We start from the raw sequence: 19,592 nt of genomic DNA on the forward strand, positions 1-19,592 counted from the left end.
CCTTAACCTCCATTTCCCACTAATTGCTCGTCTCGATCACCGATGAACATCGCTTCTGCAATTCGAATCGAAGTCAGTAGCGCCTTTGCTTTATTGATCGTTTCCTCATATTCCATCTCAGGTACAGAGTCACTTACGATGCCTGCACCTGCTTGCACATACGCTTTTCCATTTTTAAAAATAATCGTTCGAATCGTTATACAAGTGTCTAGGTTACCCGAGAATCCTAAGTACCCAATCGCTCCTGCATACGGACCGCGGCCTTCATTCTCCATCTCTGCGATAATTTCCATCGCCCGCAGCTTCGGCGCTCCAGATACAGTCCCTGCTGGCATACAGGATAGAAAAGCATCGAAGAACTCTTTGTCCTTGCGAAGCTTGCCGGATACGTTCGAGACGATGTGCATCACGTGAGAGTAGCGCTGAATATCCATGAATGTATCGCATCGAACTGAACCAAAATCAGAAACCCTTCCCAGATCATTACGACCCAAGTCAACGAGCATCAAATGCTCAGCACGTTCCTTCGCATCATTGAGTAGCTCTTCCTCATAAGCTTGATCTTCTTCTTGCGTTTTCCCCCTTGGTCTAGTACCCGCAATCGGCATCGTCTCAACACGCTCATTTTCCACGCGAACAAGAAGTTCTGGTGAAGTGCCTACAATAATTTCATCATCCATCTTGAGATAATACATATAAGGTGATGGATTCATTGTGCGCAGTACACGATACACTTGAAGTGGCGATACATCTGTTGTGATTTCAAACCGCTGTGACAACACCACTTGAAAAATGTCCCCTGCACGAATATACTCCTTCGCTCGCTCCACATTGCTGATATACTGCTCTTTCGTGACATTGGAACGAACCTCTCCTAGCTCTACATCCTCAGCAATTGGGACATGTGTCATAGCAGATGGCGGTGTCGTTTTCTTCAAATCTGCCACTGTAGCTTCCATCTTGGCGCAAGTTTGATGATATGCAGCGGTTATGGTCTCAACTGTCGTATTCTCTGGGATATGAACATTCGCAATGACTTTAATTTGCTGTTTAAAATGATCGAACACAATAACTTGATCGCAGAACATAAATTGCATATCGTTCATGTTCAAATCGTCAATACGGTGTTTCGGAAGTTTTTCATAATACTGAAGCAGGTCATATCCGAAAAATCCAACTGCACCTCCAGTAAACCTTGGCAACTCAGGTAATGCAGGTGAACGATACGCATTCAAGTAATTTTTCATGACATCAACTGGCTTTTCCGAAGTCATTCTCGTCTCTGATTTGAAATTGATTTGTGTAGTGCCGTTCTTTGCCTTAATCATCAGAAACGGGTCTCGACCGATAAAGGAATACCGCGCCCATTTCACACCGCCCTCCACACTTTCAAGTAAAAAGGCTCGATCCTCTTCATAAAAATGTTGAAATAACCGAATCGGCGTTTCCGTATCTGCAAGCACAGACCGCACAATCGGAATTAGATTGTATGCCTCTGACAATTCCAATACTTTCGCTAGCTCTGCTCTACTCATCCCTAACCCTCTCCTCATCTAAAAGTTGAACTTAAAGCTCCACTTGTTTCAAACATGTATACGCAAAAAAACCTCTACGACTCGTAGAGGTTGATGTTGATGGTTATAGTAAGAAGCACTGCGGGTAGCACGAACTAAGCATACATGTATACGAAATACACATAAAGTCCCACACCTCACGAATGAAATGTGTTCCTATGCTTAAATTCCCGTCTATACCGCATGGTATAACCGCCACTAACGATAAAGGCTCTCCCCTCACGTCTGGCCGCACACTCTGCTCATCTCATCTAAACTCATCTTCACTAAACTCTACTAGATCTTACTTAACTAACCTGCTCTTGCACTCTGCTAAACTTAGACTCACTATATACTGGTTACCACGGACTGTCAATTACTTATTTTAACAAATCAGGGCGTAATACAGTTGCTCCGTTCAGGTAAGCATGATGGATTTCATGCTGTTCTTTGGTCGTATTCACCATCACCATTAATCGGATGCATTGCGCTAATGCATGATCTACCTCGATCTCAACGGAGCACATCAGCGGCACAAGCTCCCAACCTTCCATTGAACGAATCGCTCTTGCCGGGAAAGTTGCATTCAAATCGCTAGTTACTGTAATAAAGACAGATGCAATATCTTTCGGATCCGTATTGTTGTTCTTCACAATTTCATTCAATAGTTCATTAGTCGCAGTTAACATTTCATCTGCATCGTTATACTCAACTGTCGTCGCACCACGTATGCCTCTGACTACCATCATGCTTGTTCCTCCTTCAATTGTTCGATTACTTCACGTACCCACTCCGAGGACACATTACGATTAACTTCAACCTTACCGATTTCTGTTGGAATGACAAATACCATCTTGCCTTCCTTGAACTTCTTATCATGCGCCATCGCTTCCATGAGCAGATCCGAATTAAAGTGATCCGGCAATTGTGTAGGCAATTCGAATTTCGCAAGCAATGCTCTTGTTACTTGCTCGATTTCTTTCGAAAATCCTAGTCGCTGCGCAAGCTTCGCTGCTCCAACCATGCCGATAGATATGGCTTCCCCATGCAATAGCTCACCATAACCTGCAACCGCTTCAAGTGCATGACCGATCGTATGACCCAAGTTCAAGATCGCACGCAAATCATTCTCACGCTCATCTTGAGAAACCACATAAGACTTCACCTGGCAACCCTTGTGCAAGCCATATTGCAGCGACTCTGTATCTAGCGCTAACAACTTATCTGCGTGCTCATCTAACCAAGTGACGAACTGTGCATCCCAGATAAGCCCATGCTTTACCATTTCAGCGTAGCCTGAACGAATCTCGCGCGGCGATAAAGTACGCAGCGTTGCAACATCGTACAAGACTAACTCGGGCTGATGGAATGCACCAATAATATTTTTCGCTATTCGATGATTTACGGCTACTTTCCCACCGACAGAAGAGTCATGGGCAAGAATCGTTGTGGGCATCTGAATAAATTTCACACCGCGCATAAATGTTGCTGCGACGAAACCTGCCAAATCCCCTACAACACCACCACCTAATGCGATCACAGAGGAATTTCGATCCAATCCACCTTCCAAAGCCGTTGTAATGATCTCTTCGAAAATAGACAATGACTTTGACTTCTCACCAGATGGAACGATATGGGATACCAAGCGATATCCCGCTTCGCGCAAACTATTCTCAACTAGTCCCAAATGGCCGCTTGCTGCGACTTGCTCATCAGTAACAATAAGAAGAGATGATTTTTTGCTAATATTACGCCCTTCTAAGTAGGAAGCAGCGTCTGACAACAAACCTTCTCCGATATAAATCGGATACGACCTTTGTCCCAAATCAACTTGTAACTCTAACATATTAATAGCTCTCCACTTGAGCTAGGTATTGGCTTAAGTTGTTACGGATTTCCTCTACAGAATCCCCACCGAATTTTTCCATGAACGCTTGTGCCACTTCCCATGCAATCACATTCTCCATAATGACTGCTGCTGCTGGCACCGCACATGTATCGGAGCGTTCCACTTGTGCAGTGAACGGTTCTTTCGTATCAATATCGACACTTGGAAGCGGCTTGTAGAGCGTAGAGATTGGTTTCATTACACCGCGAACAATAATCGGTTCACCTGTTGTCATACCACCTTCAAACCCGCCCGCGTTATTGGATGATCTTCTGAATCCACCATCTTCGGAGTATACAATCGGATCGTGCACATTCGAACCACGACGCTCTGCTGCTTCGAAACCAATTCCGAACTCCACGCCTTTGAACGCTTGAATAGATACAACCGCTTGTGCAATTCTTCCATCAAGTTTGCGATCCCACTGTACATGGCTGCCAAGTCCAACAGGTACGCCTTCCACGATCACTTCCACGATACCACCAAGTGTATCGCCATCCTTCTTCGCTTCATCAATTGCAGTAATCATCGCAGCTTCTGCTTCTTTATCTGTTACACGAAGTGGAGATTCCTCTGTAATGCGAATTAGATCATCAATTGGCATCTCTTCACGCTTCGCTACAACTTCACCTAAACGAATCACTTGGCAAGCAAGCTTAATGCCGAACAATTCCAAAAGTTGCCTAGCTACTCCTCCGCAAGCTACACGCATAGTTGTTTCACGTGCCGAAGAACGCTCTAGAATGTTGCGCATATCTTTCTGGTTGTATTTCAAGCCGCCATTTAGGTCAGCATGACCTGGACGGGGACGATTCACACGGCGCTTCGCATCCCCATCTTCTATGGGTTCGACACTCATGATCTTCGTCCAACTCTTCCAGTCATTATTCTCAACTACAAGTGCAACTGGAGCACCTGTCGTCTTCCCATGACGAACACCGCCAACAATGTTCACTGTATCTTTCTCGATCAGCATACGACGTCCGCGGCCATAACCCTTCTGCCTTCTATGTAACTGATGATTAATTTGTTCGAAGTCGATTTCTACATTGCTCGGCATTCCTTCAATAATTGCAGTCAGTTGTGGTCCGTGCGTTTCTCCAGCTGTTAAGTATCTCATGGTTTTCTCCCCTTTTCCCTTATACCCGATCTTCAATTCTCACCCTACGCTTTAGCGCTTTGGTGTGCTAATTACATGTGCATATTATAGTATAGGACATATCGTTTGACAACAAGCATTAGATAAACTTCTATTCGATCAGCTCTGCTGATAACTTATAACTTATAAATCTACAACAAAAAACACGCCTTCGTCAATAGACCTGAGCGTGTCGATGTTTTATTATTTAGCCGTGCACAATTTCAATCGAACTTCCCCGAAGTGGCTCAGCCAGTGTAGGATCATTCATAATTTTCATAATCTGCATCGAATCAATACCCATAATTTGAGCGCATTCTTGTATCGTTATAAAACCACGACGATAAGCTAAGATGACCTTGCGTTTATCCATTCTGACACTCCCTAATTTATGCATTTATCATTAGTATGGGAATGAATGGATTAGCTTATACGTTTACTTTACTTTTTTACTTTTTTCGGTAAAAGAAAGTTTCAGCGGGTTCAAATCCATATACACCAGGTGAGAATATCTGCTCTGTCGATCCAACGAACAAGATTCCGCCTGGGCGAAGTGCGCGGGCAAATTTGTGGAACAATTCCGTCTTCGCTTCATCTGTAAAATAAATAATGACATTCCGGCAAACGATCAAGTCAAATCCTGTTTCAAATGTATCTAACAGCAAATTCTGTTTCTTAAACGTCACGCCCCGCTTCAGTTCCTCACTAGCGGTATAGTGTACGCCCTGCTCAATCATATATTTTTTCAAATACGCAGGAGGTACATCACGAACAGCTCGATCAATATACTGACCAACACGTGCTTTTTCCAACACATTATCATCGATATCTGTTGCGATAAGCTTCGAATCCTTCAGCGCACCCTGCTCCGCCAGAATCATGGCAAGCGTATATGGCTCTTCACCTGTCGAACATGCTGCACTCCATACTTTCAATCGTCGATTGTTAGCCAACATCTCGGGTAAGAAACGCTTCTCTAATATTTCCCATCGATTCGGATTCCGCCAAAATTCCGAGACATTGATCGTCATACGATCTAGAAATTCATTCAGAAGTAGCTTATCTTTCTTCAATGCTTCTAGGTATAACGCAAAGCTGGCATACCCTTTTTTTGTCCGCAGTGTCGTGAGTCTTCGCTTCATTTGGGCTTCTTTATATTGAGCTAGATCAATACCCGTAAACGATTTAACCCCTTCAATAAACAACGTATAATCTTTGTCGTCCATTCGCTATCCACCTCTACTAAAAAAGAAAAAGGCACAAGGCTTCTGACCTTGTACCTTGTATCTTTGGTTCTTACACCCAAGCTTGAATTGCACGGTTGTAATCAAGAATTTCTTCTGGTTTGAAGAAGTTGTTGATTTCTTTTTCTGCATTTTCCGGTGAATCAGATCCGTGGATCAAGTTCATGCCAGTATGTAATGCAAAGTCGCCGCGAATTGTTCCTGGTGCAGCATCAAGTACGTTTGTTTTACCCATCAAAGTACGGGATAGGGCAATAACTTGATCGCCTTCCCATACCATTCCGAATACAGGACCAGATGTAATAAAGTCAATAAGTTCACCGAAGAATGGTTTCTCAGAAAGGTCAGAGTAGTGATACTCCGCTTGCTCTCTGGATACGTTCATTAATTTAGCACCAACTAGTTGAAAACCTTTACCCTCTAAACGCTTCACGATTTCTCCAACCAATCCACGTTGCACGCCATCTGGCTTTACCATCAAATATGTTCTTTCCATGATCTTTGAATTGCCCCCATTGTCAGTAAATTAAAATATCTTAATTACTATACTATGAAAACGCTTAAGAGACAATAAAGTTCACAGAAAATTAATACGATCGATTGCCGATAAAATGAGCAATTTGTTCGAACTCTTTACGTGCTTTAATATCCGGTAAATCTTGCAATACACGAATTGCTTTTTCAATATAAAATTGAGCTAATTTGTCTGTACGTTTAACTGCATCAGAAGTACGAATCATTTCCAAAATGTACGACACATCCGTCTGACCGTCTGCCGCTTGAATTCGTTCTAACTCCGAGCGAATTGCGCGATTAAGTACAGGGCTTTCCATCATCGCATAGAGCACAGGAATCGTAACATTCCCTTGCTTGATATCACTACCAGGTGCTTTCCCGATCTGCTTCTCCGTTCCACAGAGATCTAAGATATCATCACGGATTTGGAATGCCATACCAACATAATAGCCAAAGTCATAGAGCTTACGTGCAACTTGTTCAGATGCACCTGCCGCAAGAGCTCCTAGTTGACACGCGACTGCGATTAGCAGCGCTGTCTTTCTTTTGATACGCAGCAAATAGTCTCTAACACGCTGATTCGGTTCGAAGAAGAAACGGATCTGTTCCATCTCACCGATACACATCTCAATAATCGCATTAGACATCACTTGGTGCATAACTGGACTCGAGAAATGAGTCAGCTCATGAAGAGCTTTCCCTATGATGTAATCACCTGTAAACATGGCAATCCGATTGTCCCATTTGGATCGTACGGTTTGTTGTCCACGACGCGTCGGTGAATCATCAATGACATCATCATGAACAAGGGATGCCATATGAAGCAGCTCCAAGGATACGGCAACATGATGAATGCGCTTAATATCATAGGTGCCAAATTCACCTGCTAACAGTACGAACACCGGTCTGATCCGTTTGCCCCCTGCCCGCAGTAAGTGTAGGGAAGCTTCACGCAGAATCGCTTGATCCGTATGAATCGCATGTTCAAGTCTTTTCTCAATGAAGTCAATATCTTGTTTTTTTCGCGAATAAATGTCCGTCAGTTTCATTCTTTCACCCATGTCACTCGTTTTTAAGACCACAATTTCATTTCGACTTGCTCAGGTAAAAACCCAAGTTCCCACGCATACTGATAATAAAGCTGTAATCCGTCCCACTGCTCTGGTCCGAAATCATAGCATAAATTTCCAAAGTAATGCAGCCAGTAAGCTTCTGTTCCCCCTACCAGTGCCATTGCATCATGTACCATTGCAAGCGGATGTGCAAGTGATTCTTGCTTACTATGTACGAAAGCTTGGAATAACTGTTCAACCATCTGCGGATACTTCTCAATCGTGTCCTCACGAATTGCCCACACAGCAAAGGTCATCCCCTTGCCCGTCCATTTTCTCCATTCTTGCCCAAGGTCTGTGACGGTATACCCGCTGTCAACCCAGCTCGATCTGATCGCTTCATCTCCAATAAGGAGTGCTGCATCGTGATCCACCATCATTTCTTCAAGCACAGGAGGACTTGTTGTATAAGTCGGTGTTCCTCCATAAAACTTTTGAAGAATAATCTTGAGTAGGTTAACTGAAGTCGCAGAGGCGTTCGTTAGTGCAATACGTCCGTTCTTAATTTCTTCAAGCGGTTTGCGGTGAAACAGTAGAATCGAATTCACTCGATCACGTGCACTTACTGAAAGGTCAGGGTATAACACGTAATTCTTGAAGTTCTCCCCATAAGCAAAGGAGGAGATCGGCCCCATATCAACCTCTCCAGCCTTCATCGCACGATTAAGTGAACTCGGCACCTGCTCTATAAATTGAACAGAGTCTCGAAGTTCACCTTGCGGAAAGCTATGAAAGATTGGCCATACGTTCGTGTAATTAATGCGTCCGATGTGGATTTGTTTCTCTCTCTTGTTCATTGGCTTGTTCTCCCCATCTATTAAACAATTGATGATCAATTCCCATGTTGTCCATTACTTTACCTACTAGAAAACCAACAATATCATCCAAGCTCTTCGGTCCATGATAAAAGGCTGGCATTGCTGGAATGATACTCACGCCCATTTTGGCAAGAGACAGCATATTTTCCAAGTGAATCGCATGAAGCGGCGTCTCGCGTGGAACTAAGATCAGTCTGCGACGCTCCTTGAGCATCACATCCGCCGTTCGTTCAAGCAAATTGTCAGATGCACCGCGCGATATACCAGATAGTGTCCCCATTGAACAAGGCATTACCACTAGCCCTTCCGTTCGAAAAGAACCTGATGCAATACTTGCACCAATGTCTGCAATTGGGTGGTATTGATACGTACCGCCAAATGGTGCAAAATGCGCCTCCAACGCTTCTTTACGCTGCGAAGTTTGCCAACCTAATTCCTCACGTAATACACGCCAACCTGCTTCAGTCACCACAATATGAAGTGGAATCTCTCGCTTTAATAACTCTTCACAAAGCCGGATTCCATAAATCGCTCCACTTGCACCTGTAATTCCTACTACCCAACCTCGCATATTAACCCACCCACAAAATATCGATAAAAGTAAACACAAACACCACACAACTTAGAACACCATTCATTGTAAAAAATGCAGTGTTTAACTTAGACAAATCGTTCGGTTTAACAAGACGGTGCTCGTAGAACAAGATTAAATAAGAAATGATAAGACCTACTAAATACCAAATGCTAAGGGATGTCATAAAGAATAAGCACAACAAACCAACTGCTGTTAATACGTGAAACACGCGTGCAATCTTCAGTGCAGCTGCAACGCCAAAGCGGCTAGGAATCGAATGCAGCCCTTCCTGACGATCATAGTCCGTATCTTGGCACGCATAAATAATATCGAAACCTGCTGTCCACAGCGCGATTGTAAAATAAAAAATAAGTGACGTACCGGTAATATGACCGGTAATGGCAATCCATCCGCCCATTGGAGCGAGTGCAATCGTTAGACCAAGCACGACATGGCAAAGCCATGTAAATCGCTTCGTATAGGAATAGAACACTAAACAGAAAACTGCGATTGGCAATAGCTTCATCGATAACGCATTCAAATTCGAAGTTGCCCAGAAAAGCAGGGCAAAAGAAACGACAATAAAAAACAGAGCTTCCTTCGAGGAAATGAGTCCTGCTGGAATCGCTCTGCCCGCAGTACGCGGATTTTTCTTATCAATTACACGGTCAACAACACGGTTAACTCCCATTGCCGCTGTGCGTGCGCCAACCATTGCAAGTGTAACCCAACCGATTTGTGCCCAACTAGGTAAGTGTCCATCTAGAATAACGGAACCTAGAATTGCGCCCATAAACGCAAAAGGAAGAGCAAAAACGGTGTGTTCGAATTTAATCATCTCTAAAAACACTTTAACTTTGTTCCACATGAGGACATTACACTCCTGAATCTATTTTCGTTTCATCCCGATATGCAGTGCTGCAATACCGCTCATTAGCGGGTAAGCTTGTACCTCTTGTAAACCAATCTCACGGTATATTGTAGCTAACTGCTTATGATCTGGAAAGCTAACTAAGGACTCTGGCAACCAGCTATATTGTTCATATCGCTTCGCAATTAACTTACCTAACAAAGGCAATATTTTGCGGAAATAGAAATAATAAATGCTCTTAAACGGCTGCCAAGTTGGCTTAGACAATTCCAAACACACAACATGTCCACCTGGCTTAACTACACGCTTCATCTCACGTAACACTTGTTCCAAATCAGGAACGTTACGAAGACCAAATCCAATCGTTGCATAGTCGAACGAGTTGTCTTCAAACGGTAGCGCCATGGCATTGCCCTGTACGAGTTCGACTTGTCTGTCTAAACCTGAAGTAAATACTTTTTGTTTCCCGACCTCCAGCATTTTCTCTGAAAAATCAAGTCCGACAATCTTACCCGTACCACTTGCCTGTGCAAGAGAAACCGTCCAATCACAAGTTCCGCAGCATAGATCAATCGCAGTTTGCCCAGGTTGTACATCCATCTTCTTCATTGTAAATTTGCGCCATGCCTTGTGCCTTCTAAAGCTCAGAATGTCATTCATCATATCGTACTTCGGTGCAATAGACTCAAAAACCGAATGTACAAACTTCTCTTTCTTCGTTTCCATCTTCTTCTCCTTAAAGCTCTTCACAAGCTAGCGGTTTCGTTCCTATGTGCCGAAATGGCTCACAGATGTGAATTAATTCACTTTTCAAACTCTCTGATTCAAATTCATTGACTTTCGATATTAACGCTTGTGAGGATGTTTCCAGCATCTCACGAATCCGAGAAATCAAATTGTATTTGTGTACAATCGCACGCAGCTTCGTATAATCCATCTGCTCCATCTGCACGCATTTGCGCTCATCTCTAGAGCCATGCTGCATAATGTACCAGAAGCCCCAACTATCGCGATAATCATGGATAGACTCTTGCTTATACAGCTCTTGCTGCAACACTTCGCAACGAGTAACCATTAATAAAATTTCTGACCAATCCTTGCGATACTTCTCATCAATCATGGATTCAAAACGGATGAAAAGGTGCATTTTGAGCTGGATCAGCAATTCTATGTATTCTTCAGACTTTAGTTTTAGGTTTTTCATCTTCATGTAAAGGCTAACTTTCAAACGATTAATTTCACAAATAGCAGCAGACAATTTCGCAATCATATCAATCTGTCCAGCATCCGATAATAACTGATAAAATCTCGCTGAATACAGATCACCTGCAAGCACTTTGAGCTGTCTGTTTCGTGCTACCTTCTTCTCTTTATTATCATTGGATACAGAAACAAGATCATGCGTATCCATTCCCATTTGCAAAAGGGTCGCAACTAACGTGTAGAGTTCTCCACTCGCATGCGATGCTTCGTCTTTCGGGAGAAACGCATATAACAAACGAGTCCGAAATTCTGGGAAATCGGGCAGGTCCATATACTGCTGAATCATATCGTGTTCTGTATATTGTTTTGCTATCTCGGGAATCCGATAACCACTCATGGAAAGCCTCCGTACCTTTTGCCTATTGTGCCAGTTCAAGCATCCTCACGATTATATCACAACATAACTAACCTCGCACAATTATTGTGCAGGATTTCTGAGGAACCATTTATCTGTGTATTTTATTTGAAATTTTTTGTCCATTATTTTCCTTATATCATTTCCGCTCGCTCGTTGCAACTGATCCGGCATGCTTTTCCCACCTTCTCGATCCATTTGAACCGCAAGGAGTAACCCACCTTCTCGGGTAGGATCAAGCACACGGATAAACAGCTCATTCAAGTTGGAGGAGTGCTGAATCGCACTTTGGTTAATACGTGCCAAGTCACGAAATACGAGCGACGAATCGATCGTCTTCGGTAAAACCAGATCAAGCGATAAGCTTGAATGATGAAGCTCGACTGAAGATACACGAGTCTGCAGCGGCAGCGATGCGACTAAATCAACCACGTTCGTATCATCTACCATACGAATGACTTCTTTGCCCTCGTCATGCTTACTCATCTGTAATAGCCATGCCAATCCGAATACCAAAATATGCGAAACAAGAACAATCATTAACACCGAATATAACTTATTCCTATTCTTCATTGCGATGGCTCCCTCCTACTACTCAACAAGAGCATGTTTAAAAAGTCGGGTCACTGCGAAGAATGAGGGTGCTTAATGCTTACGAAGTGGTTTTCCACGGAAAGCCTTTGAGTCTCAATCGTGAATTCTGAATTTATTAAATGGTATTTTCACGATTTCAAAGGCGAACGCTACGCTCCTACAACACCCTCATTCTTCTTCGTTTAACTTTTTGAACACACTCAAAAGGCTTATACACCATCTTACAAAAAGAAAAAGCAGGCTATGCCTGCTTTATCGTAATAATTAATCAGTCTCGATCATGCCGAATTTCGTGTAAAGGGTTGCTTTACCGCGTACCTTGACTGCAGAAGTATGCTCTGTAAATTGAGCGATCATGACTTCTCCCTTATCAAGCTTCTCCGTATGATGAAAACGTGTATCATGCCCACGAGTTAGACCAATGACATGCACGCCGCCCTCTTTAGCTTTGATTACAAAATAATCGCTTTGATTGTTCTCCATTCCAAAAGCCTCCTAGATCTTATGTATCGTTGGATTGACTGTATGATCTAATGATGCTGGAAAGTAAATCGAAAGTCAACTACACTACCTTACGGTTCATCTACCTTAGCTGCTGCAATTGCTGGAATCGCAATATCCGGATATACTTTCGGCTCAGCAGGCTTGTTGCGACCTTGAGTTAAGTTCTGAATCAGCGCCTCAACATCTAAGCCAGATACACTCTTCAACATATCAGGAGCAGTCGCCATAAGTTCAGTTACATACTTGCTTACTTTGGTTGCCCCACCACCAGTACCGCCTGTATCTACAACAGTCAACTTCTCAATATTTGCCATCGGTTCTGCAATACGTCCTGCAAGTTCAGGTAACATCTTAACAACAATGTCCAAGATCGCAGCTTCACCGAACTTCGTGAATGCCTCTGCAAGCTTCTCCTTCGCTTCTGCCTCTGCCAAACCACGCAATCGAATAATATCTGCTTCTGCTGTACCTTTGGCACGCTCTGCGTCTGCTATCGCTAATCCTTCTAAACGTTTCTGTGCAGCAAGTGCCTTGGCTTCTGCTTCAATACGATATTGATCCGCATCAGCTGCTGCCATCTGCTTCGCTTTATCAGCTTCTGCAGCTTGCACAACTGAATAGCGATCCGCGTCTGCCTTCTTCTTCACTTCTGAGTCATACTGCTTCTCGCGTCTTAAAATTTCTTTACCTTCAAGATCAATCTCTCGCTCTTTACGTACAATCTCAACTTTCATTTGCTCTTCCACTACAGTCTGCTTCGCACGAGCTTCTTGAATGAAATAAGCCTGATCTGCTTCCGCTTTCGCGGTATCTTGATCCTTCTTAAAGGCAGCAACTTTCAATTCCTTCTCCATCTCTGCCTCTGCAATGTTCGTATCCCGTAGTAACTCTGCTTTCTGTCCTTGTTCCTCTGCACTTGCTTTCTGGATACGAGCATCACGCATCGCTTCAGCTTCAGCAATTTCGGCATCCCTCTTCACCGCTGCAATCCGTGGTTTACCAAGTGCATCTAAGTAACCATTCTTGTCACGTAAATCTTTGATAGTAAAGGATACGATCTGCAGCCCCATCTTCCTCAAGTCAATCGCAGACACCTCTTGAACCTTTTGAGCAAATACATCACGGTTTTTATAAATCTCCTCTACGGTCATACTACCCAATATCGCTCTAAGGTGTCCCTCAAGCACTTCTTGTGCCTCACTGCGTAGTTCATCGTCTGTCTTTCCTAAGAATTGCTCTGTCGCTGTTGCCACGTCTTCAATCGAACCGCCGACTTTAATGATCGCAACCCCATTGGCTTGTACTGGCACCCCTTGTTCCGTATACACTTCAGGTGTCGCAATGTCTAACTTGTGCGACAGCAATGATATGCGCTGCGCTTGTTGAAATATTGGCAACAGAAATGCGCCACCACCACGAACAATTTTTAATCTACGTCCCGTTTCATCTGTCATTACATTCTTCCTGCCAAGTAGCGATCCTGTAATGATCATTGCTTGATCGGGTCCAACTGTCTTATAACGTGCCCAGAACGCCAAACTTAAGATTACTAATACAGCAACTACTACAAGCGGAATAGTCAAATAATTATCCAACACTTCTGTCATTGACACTGTATTACCTCCCTATGTATTTATAGATTGAGCTCACTGACTGCAAAGTCTCTGCCTCGCAATTCAACAATCACAACCTTGTTACCTTGTTTAATCAGCTGTCCCTCAAAGCTAATCGCAGGATAATTGGAATACCCCGACACGGTTTTCACGATGATCTCCCCATAACCCCTTGATGGAATCGGAACCGATACTTCCGCAATCTTCCCAACCAATTCAGCAGTAGAATGACCGATTGAGTTTTCTGCCTTGGCCATCTTCTTGACGTAGCCAAAGTACACCGACATGGATATAAGAACAGCAAAGAGAAGTGAGAGAACACCAATGAATGGCTCTGACCAAGACGTATACTTTGTGAGTAGAACACCGATAGCACCTAGACACGTCAGTCCCCCAATTACAACAACCGGTTGTAAATAATCAAGATGATCAACATGAAACGCATTGGATAAGCTATCCAGCCAATGTCCGATTATCTCCCCCAAGATTAAGGTCACAACCGCAAACACAACACCGAGCAGAAGTAAATTCCAATAAACAAGTAGCACGAGCAGCGCCTCCTTTCTACCCCTTTCTATTCTAATCCATAATGTGCCAATAAAGATAGGAAAAACCTAACAATATACAAAAGAAAAAACCGCACGGGGCAAGCCCGATACGGTTTTTGTGTGCTTACGTATGTAAGAGCGGATTATTGAATACCGTCTTTAAGTGCTTTCCCTGGTTTGAAAGCTGGGATTTTGCTAGCTGGAATTTCAATTTCCTTACCTGTTTGAGGATTACGGCCCTTACGTGCAGAGCGCTCACGAACCTCAAAGTTTCCAAAACCAACAAGTTGAACCTTGTCACCGTTTTGTAGTGCTTCGGAAATTGCTTCAAACACAGCGTCAACCGCTTTCGTCACGTCTTTCTTGGAGAGCTCAGAAATTTCGGCTACTTTTGTAATCAATTCGGATTTATTCATGCAATTCACCTCCCCCCAAAGAGTCGTTATAGCTTTTACTCCCTGTTTTCACCGATTCCATGAAAAATATACATCAGGATAAAAAGAATAAATTCATAGTAATACACCCATTCATCAATTTCAAGGGCTTGTGTTCGTATTTTATGAAAAAAAGGCAAGAAATAGTAAGAAAGTCATGCACCTTTTGACGACTTGACGAATAGAAACTAAGCATCTACGCATAGAAAAGAGCTGTTCTTTAGGTCTTTGTGAACCCAAAGGAACAGCTCTTGATCTTTATAAAATGATTGCGATTAAACCGCCAGAACCTTCGTTAATAATGCGTCCAAGCGTCTCTTGGAGCTTATAACGGGCGTTATCCGGCATCATCGCAAGTTTACCCTGAATACCCTCACGAACGATGGAGTGAAGCGAACGACCGAAAATATCCGATTCCCAAATCTTAAGTGGGTTATCTTCAAAGTCCTGCATCAAGTAGCGGACTAGCTCTTCACTTTGCTTCTCAGTTCCAATAATTGGAGAGAATTCTGACTCTACATCAACCCGAATCATATGAATAGAAGGTGCTGTAGCCTTGAGTCTCACACCGAATCTTGCACCTTGACGTATGAGTTCTGGCTCATCTAATGCCATCTCAGCGAGTGTCGGAGGTGCAATACCGTATCCGGTCGTCTTCACCATCTCCAGCGCCTCGGCAAATTGATCATACTCACGCTTCGCATGTGTAAACTCCTGCATAAGCTGCAGCAGGTGATCTTTACCTCGGATTTCAACTCCAACGACTTCTACGAGAATCTTATCATATAGCTCATCTGGCGCATACAAGTCAATCTCAGCTACACCTTGCCCCATATTCATGCCTGCTAGAGCAGCACGATCAATAAACTCATATTGATTGAACTGAGATACAACGCGATCGACATCACGCAGACGGCGAATATCTTGAACCGTTTCACGTACAGAGTCTTCAAAGTGCGTGCGCAACCAGTGTCTTTCGTTAAGTACCATCACCCAGCTTGGTAAGTTCACATTCACTTCATGAACTGGGAATTCATACAACACCTCACGCAGTACACCGATCATTTCGTCCTCAGTTGCAGTCGCTACACTCATTGTCACAACTGGAATATCGTACTTGGATTGTAGCTCCGAACGCAGTTCTAACGCGTGATCATTGTGCGGTTTCAATGAGTTTACAATCACGATGAATGGCTTGCCAACTTCTTTCAACTCCGCAATTACTCTTTCTTCGGCAAGCACATAAGAAGAGCGAGGAATGTCCGAAATCGTACCATCCGTTGTGACAACAACACCTAGTGTTGAGTGCTCTTGTATGACCTTTCGTGTACCAATTTCTGCAGCTTCTTGGAACGGAATCGGCTCCTCGAACCAAGGTGTAGAGATCATACGAGGACCATTCTCATCCTCATAGCCTTTCGCTCCTTCAACTGCATAACCGACGCAATCCACGAGTCTAACATTTACATTCAAACCTTCTGCAACAGCGAGCTGCACCGCATTATTGGGTACAAATTTAGGTTCTGTTGTCATAATCGTTCGACCGGCTGCACTTTGCGGCAGTTCATCTGTCGCTCTTACACGTTCTGTTTCTGTCTGGATGTTAGGCAGCACGACCGACTCCATGAAGCGCTTAATAAAGGTTGATTTCCCCGTCCGGACCGCTCCAACGACCCCCAGGTAAATATCCCCTCCCGTTCGCTCTGCAATGTCCTTAAAGATATCCACTTTTTCCAATTGAGATCCCCTCCTACAGGTTGTTAAATGAAGCAAGTGCCACATGACGTTTCAATCAAGCTTATCCTGCGATCCGTATGCGACAACCTCGTACATTCTTTGGACTAGTAGAATTATATGTATGATTACTAGGAATATGATGAACTTTTCAAAACTATTTTTCGGGAATTTTGTAATCAGAACCCCTTTAGCAATATATGTGGGTTCAATCAAGTTATTCCAGTACACAAAAAACCTTTCGGGTACCGAACAGGTAACACAAAAGGTTTCGTTTTTACAGTTAAATAACTATGATTTCGCTCTCAAACTTGGAGTAGGCTCATTATTTTCCCAGTAGTAGTGCAGAGATTGATTCGGTACAAATGGCGAATTTTTTACAAGCAGCTCTCTTAAATCCACATTCGGTTCAAGACCGCTTTGCAAGCTTTGCATTTCGATCATCTTCATCAATTCAACCCCGTAATAAATCGAGGCCACACCTGACTCTTCGAGCATAAAGCTCACTTCAAGCTGACGATTAAAGGGCGATTTGAGATCAGGCTTCTTAACACCCATTTTATCCCAATTAACATGATAGATTCCCGGTGCAATCGCCTCACCTAGTGGCAATGTACCATTGTTTTTCTTCTGATAGGCTTGTACTTGCCGCTGAAGCTCAATCACACTCTGATAAGAAGCCAGATCAAGCAATTTGACTTCCGGCTTCGTCTCTACATTGATTAGCACGTATATAAAGCTTCCACCGCCCTCATAGGAGTTCGGAGGAGGATTCGAGATTAAGCCTCTTTCTTGCAGTCTTTTAAAATCAATTTTGTACTTCTCGTACAAAGGCGTGTCCATCTCACTATTTTTGATAGGAAGCATGCCACCCGTCTTCTCGCGGAAATGGTCAATTGCGCCTTGCACCATACTTATATATTCCGACGGGTTGCCTTGCCTCTCCTTACGCTTCTCTTGTGGATATAAGCAGCCCGTTAACATCGATACAATTACAACCATGAGAACGAGCGTAAATCCGATTCGCATCTGTTTCAATACATACACCTTCTATCTTTGTTCAAAATAATTCATCTTCTTCGCGTGCACGCTCAAGCTGTCTGCGTACAGCCGCTTTAAGGGGGTCTTCAAGCACTGTAACCGTTACAGCTGAGTTTACTTTAGCTTGGCAAGAAAGTCGGTATCCCTCTTGAATGGAGCTTCCAAGCTTCAGACGCTCATTCTGATTAGGCACCATAAGACCACTTGTACACGTCTCTTGAACTTGTACTTTGCACATGAGACAAGCTGCTTTACCGTCACAACGTGTACGGATATGCACCTTAGCCCTGCGAGCAGCATCAAGTAGCGTCGTTCCCGGACGCACTTGAACCTTTTTGTGATCAGGTAAAAATGTAACTTCTACGGTTGCCATAATTTCATACCTTCTATCCTCGCATTTGATAATACAATTCAATTCCTAACAAACGTTCGATCTGAGTCAAGACCTCGTCGCTCCATGTCCCCTGTGCTAACAACTGCTGCAAGATAGCTTGATGGTCCTCTAGACGGGGTAACATCGCCTCTGCAATAGGCTCATAACGATCATGACGCTTTCGCAGCACATTAAAGAGCAATTCATGCGATAGCGGCATTAAACGAATCGTTCGACCTTCAAGTTCATAGTGAATAGCCCCATTTTCCGATAAAAAGGATACGTCCACTTGGTACACAGAGTCTCGAGCTGTCACACGGAAACCACCTACAAGCTCAACACTAACCCCACCCATGTCATAATGGCTGAGCATGGAATAGTAAATATCGGTCTGACTCTCACACAAAGCGTCAACCGCATAAGCTTGTAGCCCTCTACTTAGCGTCTGTGTATAAGCAATATCGGTATAGTAATCCAAGTCTCGAGGCGCAGCTTGTAGCAGCACACCTTGTAGTAGCAATCCCGCACTGCCTCCTAATAACAAGGGTGAAGATACTGCGCGTGCTGTCAGTTGATCTACCGTAATGATTGCCTCTCGCATGCTGTTACTTAGCATTGAGAGCGATGATCCTACTTGGTTTCGATTATTCATTAGAAGTAGGGCTTGTATTGTACAGACGCAGGACCTGATCCTTGCACAACCGCTTGGCAAGCCAAGCGATAACCCGCCTCCAATTCTTCAGGTTCAAGACGATCATATTCAGCAATGGTTACAGGCTGCAATTGATCCATACCTTCTATCACTTGGCAGCGGCACTTTGCGCATGTCCCTTTACGGCAATTAAATTTCCAGTCCAAATCATGTTTCTGAGCAAGTGCAAGTAAAGTGCTTCCGACTTCAGGCTCGACTTCTTTTTTAACGGATCTCGTAATTAAAGTAATCATGTAAACGTCCTCCAGTTGTTAAAAAGCTATCCTAAATTATATCATTCACTTCTTCCCTAGGGAATGTGCAGGCAAAACAAAAAGCATAAGCGAAATGCTTATGCCCAGCAGTCGTCATACAATATTCACTTCTTCTTCATAAGTAAACCCATGAGGGTGCTCATGCTTGAACCATCCAAGTTGCTGGACTTCACTGCTTTTATTATATCTTTCACTGTTGATTCCTCAACCTTCACATTCACAAGTGCTGCAACTTTTTTAATGAGTTCTCGCAATTGCGCTTCATTCTGTGTGGTCGAAGGCGTAACTGTACTTGCCAGTTTGTTAATGTCTTTTTCGGTAATATTCTTACCCGTCGTTTGATTAACTGCGCCGAGTACGTCTTTATTCGCGTCTTTCTTAGGCATATCGCCGCCTCCTCTACCCAGTCCATAGTTGGACCTTTATACAGGTATTGTATGACGGAAAATGGTG

The 19,592-nt window shown here is 43.5% G+C and carries 24 protein-coding genes; all 24 read right to left on the reverse strand.

Going from position 1 to position 19,592, the window contains the following annotated elements:
- Positions 1 to 2: 2 nt before the first annotated feature.
- The 24 genes from trpE to NV379_RS06515 all read right to left on the reverse strand — a co-directional run bounded on the left by trpE (position 3) and on the right by NV379_RS06515 (position 19,525).
- The gene (gene trpE, locus NV379_RS06400; protein ID WP_258206459.1) at positions 3 to 1,535 is read right to left on the reverse strand and encodes an anthranilate synthase component I; all 1,533 of its coding nucleotides are present in this window, start codon (positions 1,533 to 1,535) and stop codon (positions 3 to 5) included.
- A gap of 398 nt (positions 1,536 to 1,933) precedes the next feature.
- Entirely contained in the window at positions 1,934 to 2,299 is a 366-nt protein-coding gene (aroH, locus tag NV379_RS06405) for a chorismate mutase (RefSeq protein WP_258206718.1), read from the reverse strand.
- Positions 2,299 to 3,399 carry a 3-dehydroquinate synthase gene (gene aroB, locus NV379_RS06410; protein ID WP_258206460.1) on the reverse strand — a complete coding sequence of 367 codons (1,101 nt, stop codon included), beginning with the start codon at positions 3,397 to 3,399 and terminating at the stop codon, positions 2,299 to 2,301. The genes aroH and aroB overlap by 1 nt, the downstream gene beginning before the upstream one ends.
- 1 nt (position 3,400) lies before the next feature.
- Complete coding sequence (gene aroC, locus NV379_RS06415) at positions 3,401 to 4,561, reverse strand: chorismate synthase (RefSeq protein WP_258206461.1); 1,161 nt, start codon at positions 4,559 to 4,561, stop codon at positions 3,401 to 3,403.
- Between the two features lie 226 nt (positions 4,562 to 4,787).
- A complete protein-coding gene (locus NV379_RS06420; protein ID WP_258206462.1) occupies positions 4,788 to 4,952 on the reverse strand; it encodes a hypothetical protein in 165 nt (54 codons plus the stop codon).
- Between the two features lie 76 nt (positions 4,953 to 5,028).
- Positions 5,029 to 5,805, reverse strand: a complete 777-nt coding sequence (locus NV379_RS06425) for a CheR family methyltransferase (RefSeq protein ID WP_258206463.1) — start codon at positions 5,803 to 5,805, stop codon at positions 5,029 to 5,031.
- 70 nt (positions 5,806 to 5,875) lie between these two features.
- Positions 5,876 to 6,319, reverse strand: coding sequence for a nucleoside-diphosphate kinase (ndk, locus tag NV379_RS06430; RefSeq protein WP_258206464.1), 444 nt, complete (start codon positions 6,317 to 6,319; stop codon positions 5,876 to 5,878).
- Between the two features lie 91 nt (positions 6,320 to 6,410).
- On the reverse strand, positions 6,411 to 7,388 hold the full coding sequence (locus tag NV379_RS06435) for a polyprenyl synthetase family protein (protein WP_258206719.1): 978 nt from the start codon (positions 7,386 to 7,388) through the stop codon (positions 6,411 to 6,413).
- Between the two features lie 23 nt (positions 7,389 to 7,411).
- A complete protein-coding gene (locus NV379_RS06440; RefSeq protein WP_258206465.1) occupies positions 7,412 to 8,248 on the reverse strand; it encodes a menaquinone biosynthetic enzyme MqnA/MqnD family protein in 837 nt (278 codons plus the stop codon).
- Positions 8,208 to 8,840, reverse strand: a complete 633-nt coding sequence (locus NV379_RS06445; RefSeq protein ID WP_258206466.1) for a UbiX family flavin prenyltransferase — start codon at positions 8,838 to 8,840, stop codon at positions 8,208 to 8,210. Before NV379_RS06445 ends, NV379_RS06440 begins: the two co-directional genes overlap by 41 nt.
- 1 nt (position 8,841) lies before the next feature.
- Positions 8,842 to 9,711 (reverse strand): UbiA-like polyprenyltransferase, encoded by an 870-nt coding sequence (locus NV379_RS06450; RefSeq protein ID WP_258206467.1) that lies wholly within the window; start codon positions 9,709 to 9,711, stop codon positions 8,842 to 8,844.
- A gap of 21 nt (positions 9,712 to 9,732) precedes the next feature.
- Positions 9,733 to 10,440, reverse strand: coding sequence for a demethylmenaquinone methyltransferase (locus tag NV379_RS06455; RefSeq protein ID WP_258206468.1), 708 nt, complete (start codon positions 10,438 to 10,440; stop codon positions 9,733 to 9,735).
- 10 nt (positions 10,441 to 10,450) lie between these two features.
- Positions 10,451 to 11,314 carry a heptaprenyl diphosphate synthase component 1 gene (locus NV379_RS06460; protein WP_258206469.1) on the reverse strand — a complete coding sequence of 288 codons (864 nt, stop codon included), beginning with the start codon at positions 11,312 to 11,314 and terminating at the stop codon, positions 10,451 to 10,453.
- Positions 11,315 to 11,395: 81 nt separating this feature from the next.
- The gene (locus NV379_RS06465) at positions 11,396 to 11,905 is read right to left on the reverse strand and encodes a hypothetical protein (RefSeq protein ID WP_258206470.1); all 510 of its coding nucleotides are present in this window, start codon (positions 11,903 to 11,905) and stop codon (positions 11,396 to 11,398) included.
- A gap of 285 nt (positions 11,906 to 12,190) precedes the next feature.
- The gene (gene mtrB / locus NV379_RS06470; RefSeq protein ID WP_258206471.1) at positions 12,191 to 12,409 is read right to left on the reverse strand and encodes a trp RNA-binding attenuation protein MtrB; all 219 of its coding nucleotides are present in this window, start codon (positions 12,407 to 12,409) and stop codon (positions 12,191 to 12,193) included.
- Positions 12,410 to 12,498: 89 nt separating this feature from the next.
- Complete coding sequence (gene floT, locus NV379_RS06475; protein ID WP_308860260.1) at positions 12,499 to 14,037, reverse strand: flotillin lipid rafts scaffold protein FloT; 1,539 nt, start codon at positions 14,035 to 14,037, stop codon at positions 12,499 to 12,501.
- 26 nt (positions 14,038 to 14,063) lie between these two features.
- The gene (locus tag NV379_RS06480) at positions 14,064 to 14,591 is read right to left on the reverse strand and encodes an NfeD family membrane protein (protein WP_258206472.1); all 528 of its coding nucleotides are present in this window, start codon (positions 14,589 to 14,591) and stop codon (positions 14,064 to 14,066) included.
- 143 nt (positions 14,592 to 14,734) lie between these two features.
- Complete coding sequence (gene hbs / locus NV379_RS06485; protein ID WP_258206473.1) at positions 14,735 to 15,007, reverse strand: non-specific DNA-binding protein Hbs; 273 nt, start codon at positions 15,005 to 15,007, stop codon at positions 14,735 to 14,737.
- 276 nt (positions 15,008 to 15,283) lie between these two features.
- The gene (gene spoIVA, locus NV379_RS06490) at positions 15,284 to 16,762 is read right to left on the reverse strand and encodes a stage IV sporulation protein A (RefSeq protein WP_258206474.1); all 1,479 of its coding nucleotides are present in this window, start codon (positions 16,760 to 16,762) and stop codon (positions 15,284 to 15,286) included.
- A 288-nt stretch (positions 16,763 to 17,050) separates the two neighbouring features.
- Positions 17,051 to 17,806: a YphF family lipoprotein gene (locus tag NV379_RS06495; protein ID WP_258206475.1), complete on the reverse strand. Its 756-nt coding sequence runs from the start codon at positions 17,804 to 17,806 to the stop codon at positions 17,051 to 17,053.
- Positions 17,807 to 17,819: 13 nt separating this feature from the next.
- Positions 17,820 to 18,173: a 2Fe-2S iron-sulfur cluster-binding protein gene (locus NV379_RS06500; RefSeq protein WP_258206476.1), complete on the reverse strand. Its 354-nt coding sequence runs from the start codon at positions 18,171 to 18,173 to the stop codon at positions 17,820 to 17,822.
- A 13-nt stretch (positions 18,174 to 18,186) separates the two neighbouring features.
- On the reverse strand, positions 18,187 to 18,789 hold the full coding sequence (locus NV379_RS06505; RefSeq protein ID WP_258206477.1) for a hypothetical protein: 603 nt from the start codon (positions 18,787 to 18,789) through the stop codon (positions 18,187 to 18,189).
- A gap of 35 nt (positions 18,790 to 18,824) precedes the next feature.
- Entirely contained in the window at positions 18,825 to 19,118 is a 294-nt protein-coding gene (locus NV379_RS06510; RefSeq protein ID WP_258206478.1) for a 2Fe-2S iron-sulfur cluster-binding protein, read from the reverse strand.
- Positions 19,119 to 19,243: 125 nt separating this feature from the next.
- Positions 19,244 to 19,525 carry a stage VI sporulation protein F gene (locus tag NV379_RS06515; protein WP_258206479.1) on the reverse strand — a complete coding sequence of 94 codons (282 nt, stop codon included), beginning with the start codon at positions 19,523 to 19,525 and terminating at the stop codon, positions 19,244 to 19,246.
- Positions 19,526 to 19,592 lie beyond the last annotated feature (67 nt).

The sequence above is a fragment of the Paenibacillus radicibacter genome, from assembly GCF_024721995.1.
GTDB classification, from domain to species: domain Bacteria; phylum Bacillota; class Bacilli; order Paenibacillales; family NBRC-103111; genus Paenibacillus_AM; species Paenibacillus_AM radicibacter.

Coding starts and splice junctions, on each gene's coding strand:
- NV379_RS06435 (WP_258206719.1), bottom strand. CDS start 7,388: ATGAAACTGACGGACATTTATTCGCGAAAAAAACAAGATATTGACTTC.
- NV379_RS06420 (WP_258206462.1), bottom strand. CDS start 4,952: ATGGATAAACGCAAGGTCATCTTAGCTTATCGTCGTGGTTTTATAACG.
- aroB (WP_258206460.1), bottom strand. CDS start 3,399: ATGTTAGAGTTACAAGTTGATTTGGGACAAAGGTCGTATCCGATTTAT.
- NV379_RS06515 (WP_258206479.1), bottom strand. CDS start 19,525: ATGCCTAAGAAAGACGCGAATAAAGACGTACTCGGCGCAGTTAATCAA.
- NV379_RS06445 (WP_258206466.1), bottom strand. CDS start 8,840: ATGCGAGGTTGGGTAGTAGGAATTACAGGTGCAAGTGGAGCGATTTAT.
- NV379_RS06505 (WP_258206477.1), bottom strand. CDS start 18,789: ATGCTAAGTAACAGCATGCGAGAGGCAATCATTACGGTAGATCAACTG.
- NV379_RS06510 (WP_258206478.1), bottom strand. CDS start 19,118: ATGATTACTTTAATTACGAGATCCGTTAAAAAAGAAGTCGAGCCTGAA.
- NV379_RS06465 (WP_258206470.1), bottom strand. CDS start 11,905: ATGAAGAATAGGAATAAGTTATATTCGGTGTTAATGATTGTTCTTGTT.
- aroH (WP_258206718.1), bottom strand. CDS start 2,299: ATGGTAGTCAGAGGCATACGTGGTGCGACGACAGTTGAGTATAACGAT.
- floT (WP_308860260.1), bottom strand. CDS start 14,037: ATGACAGAAGTGTTGGATAATTATTTGACTATTCCGCTTGTAGTAGTT.
- trpE (WP_258206459.1), bottom strand. CDS start 1,535: ATGAGTAGAGCAGAGCTAGCGAAAGTATTGGAATTGTCAGAGGCATAC.
- NV379_RS06455 (WP_258206468.1), bottom strand. CDS start 10,440: ATGGAAACGAAGAAAGAGAAGTTTGTACATTCGGTTTTTGAGTCTATT.
- ndk (WP_258206464.1), bottom strand. CDS start 6,319: ATGGAAAGAACATATTTGATGGTAAAGCCAGATGGCGTGCAACGTGGA.
- hbs (WP_258206473.1), bottom strand. CDS start 15,007: ATGAATAAATCCGAATTGATTACAAAAGTAGCCGAAATTTCTGAGCTC.
- NV379_RS06500 (WP_258206476.1), bottom strand. CDS start 18,173: ATGGCAACCGTAGAAGTTACATTTTTACCTGATCACAAAAAGGTTCAA.
- NV379_RS06460 (WP_258206469.1), bottom strand. CDS start 11,314: ATGAGTGGTTATCGGATTCCCGAGATAGCAAAACAATATACAGAACAC.
- NV379_RS06440 (WP_258206465.1), bottom strand. CDS start 8,248: ATGAACAAGAGAGAGAAACAAATCCACATCGGACGCATTAATTACACG.
- aroC (WP_258206461.1), bottom strand. CDS start 4,561: ATGAGATACTTAACAGCTGGAGAAACGCACGGACCACAACTGACTGCA.
- NV379_RS06450 (WP_258206467.1), bottom strand. CDS start 9,711: ATGTGGAACAAAGTTAAAGTGTTTTTAGAGATGATTAAATTCGAACAC.
- NV379_RS06425 (WP_258206463.1), bottom strand. CDS start 5,805: ATGGACGACAAAGATTATACGTTGTTTATTGAAGGGGTTAAATCGTTT.
- mtrB (WP_258206471.1), bottom strand. CDS start 12,409: ATGGAGAACAATCAAAGCGATTATTTTGTAATCAAAGCTAAAGAGGGC.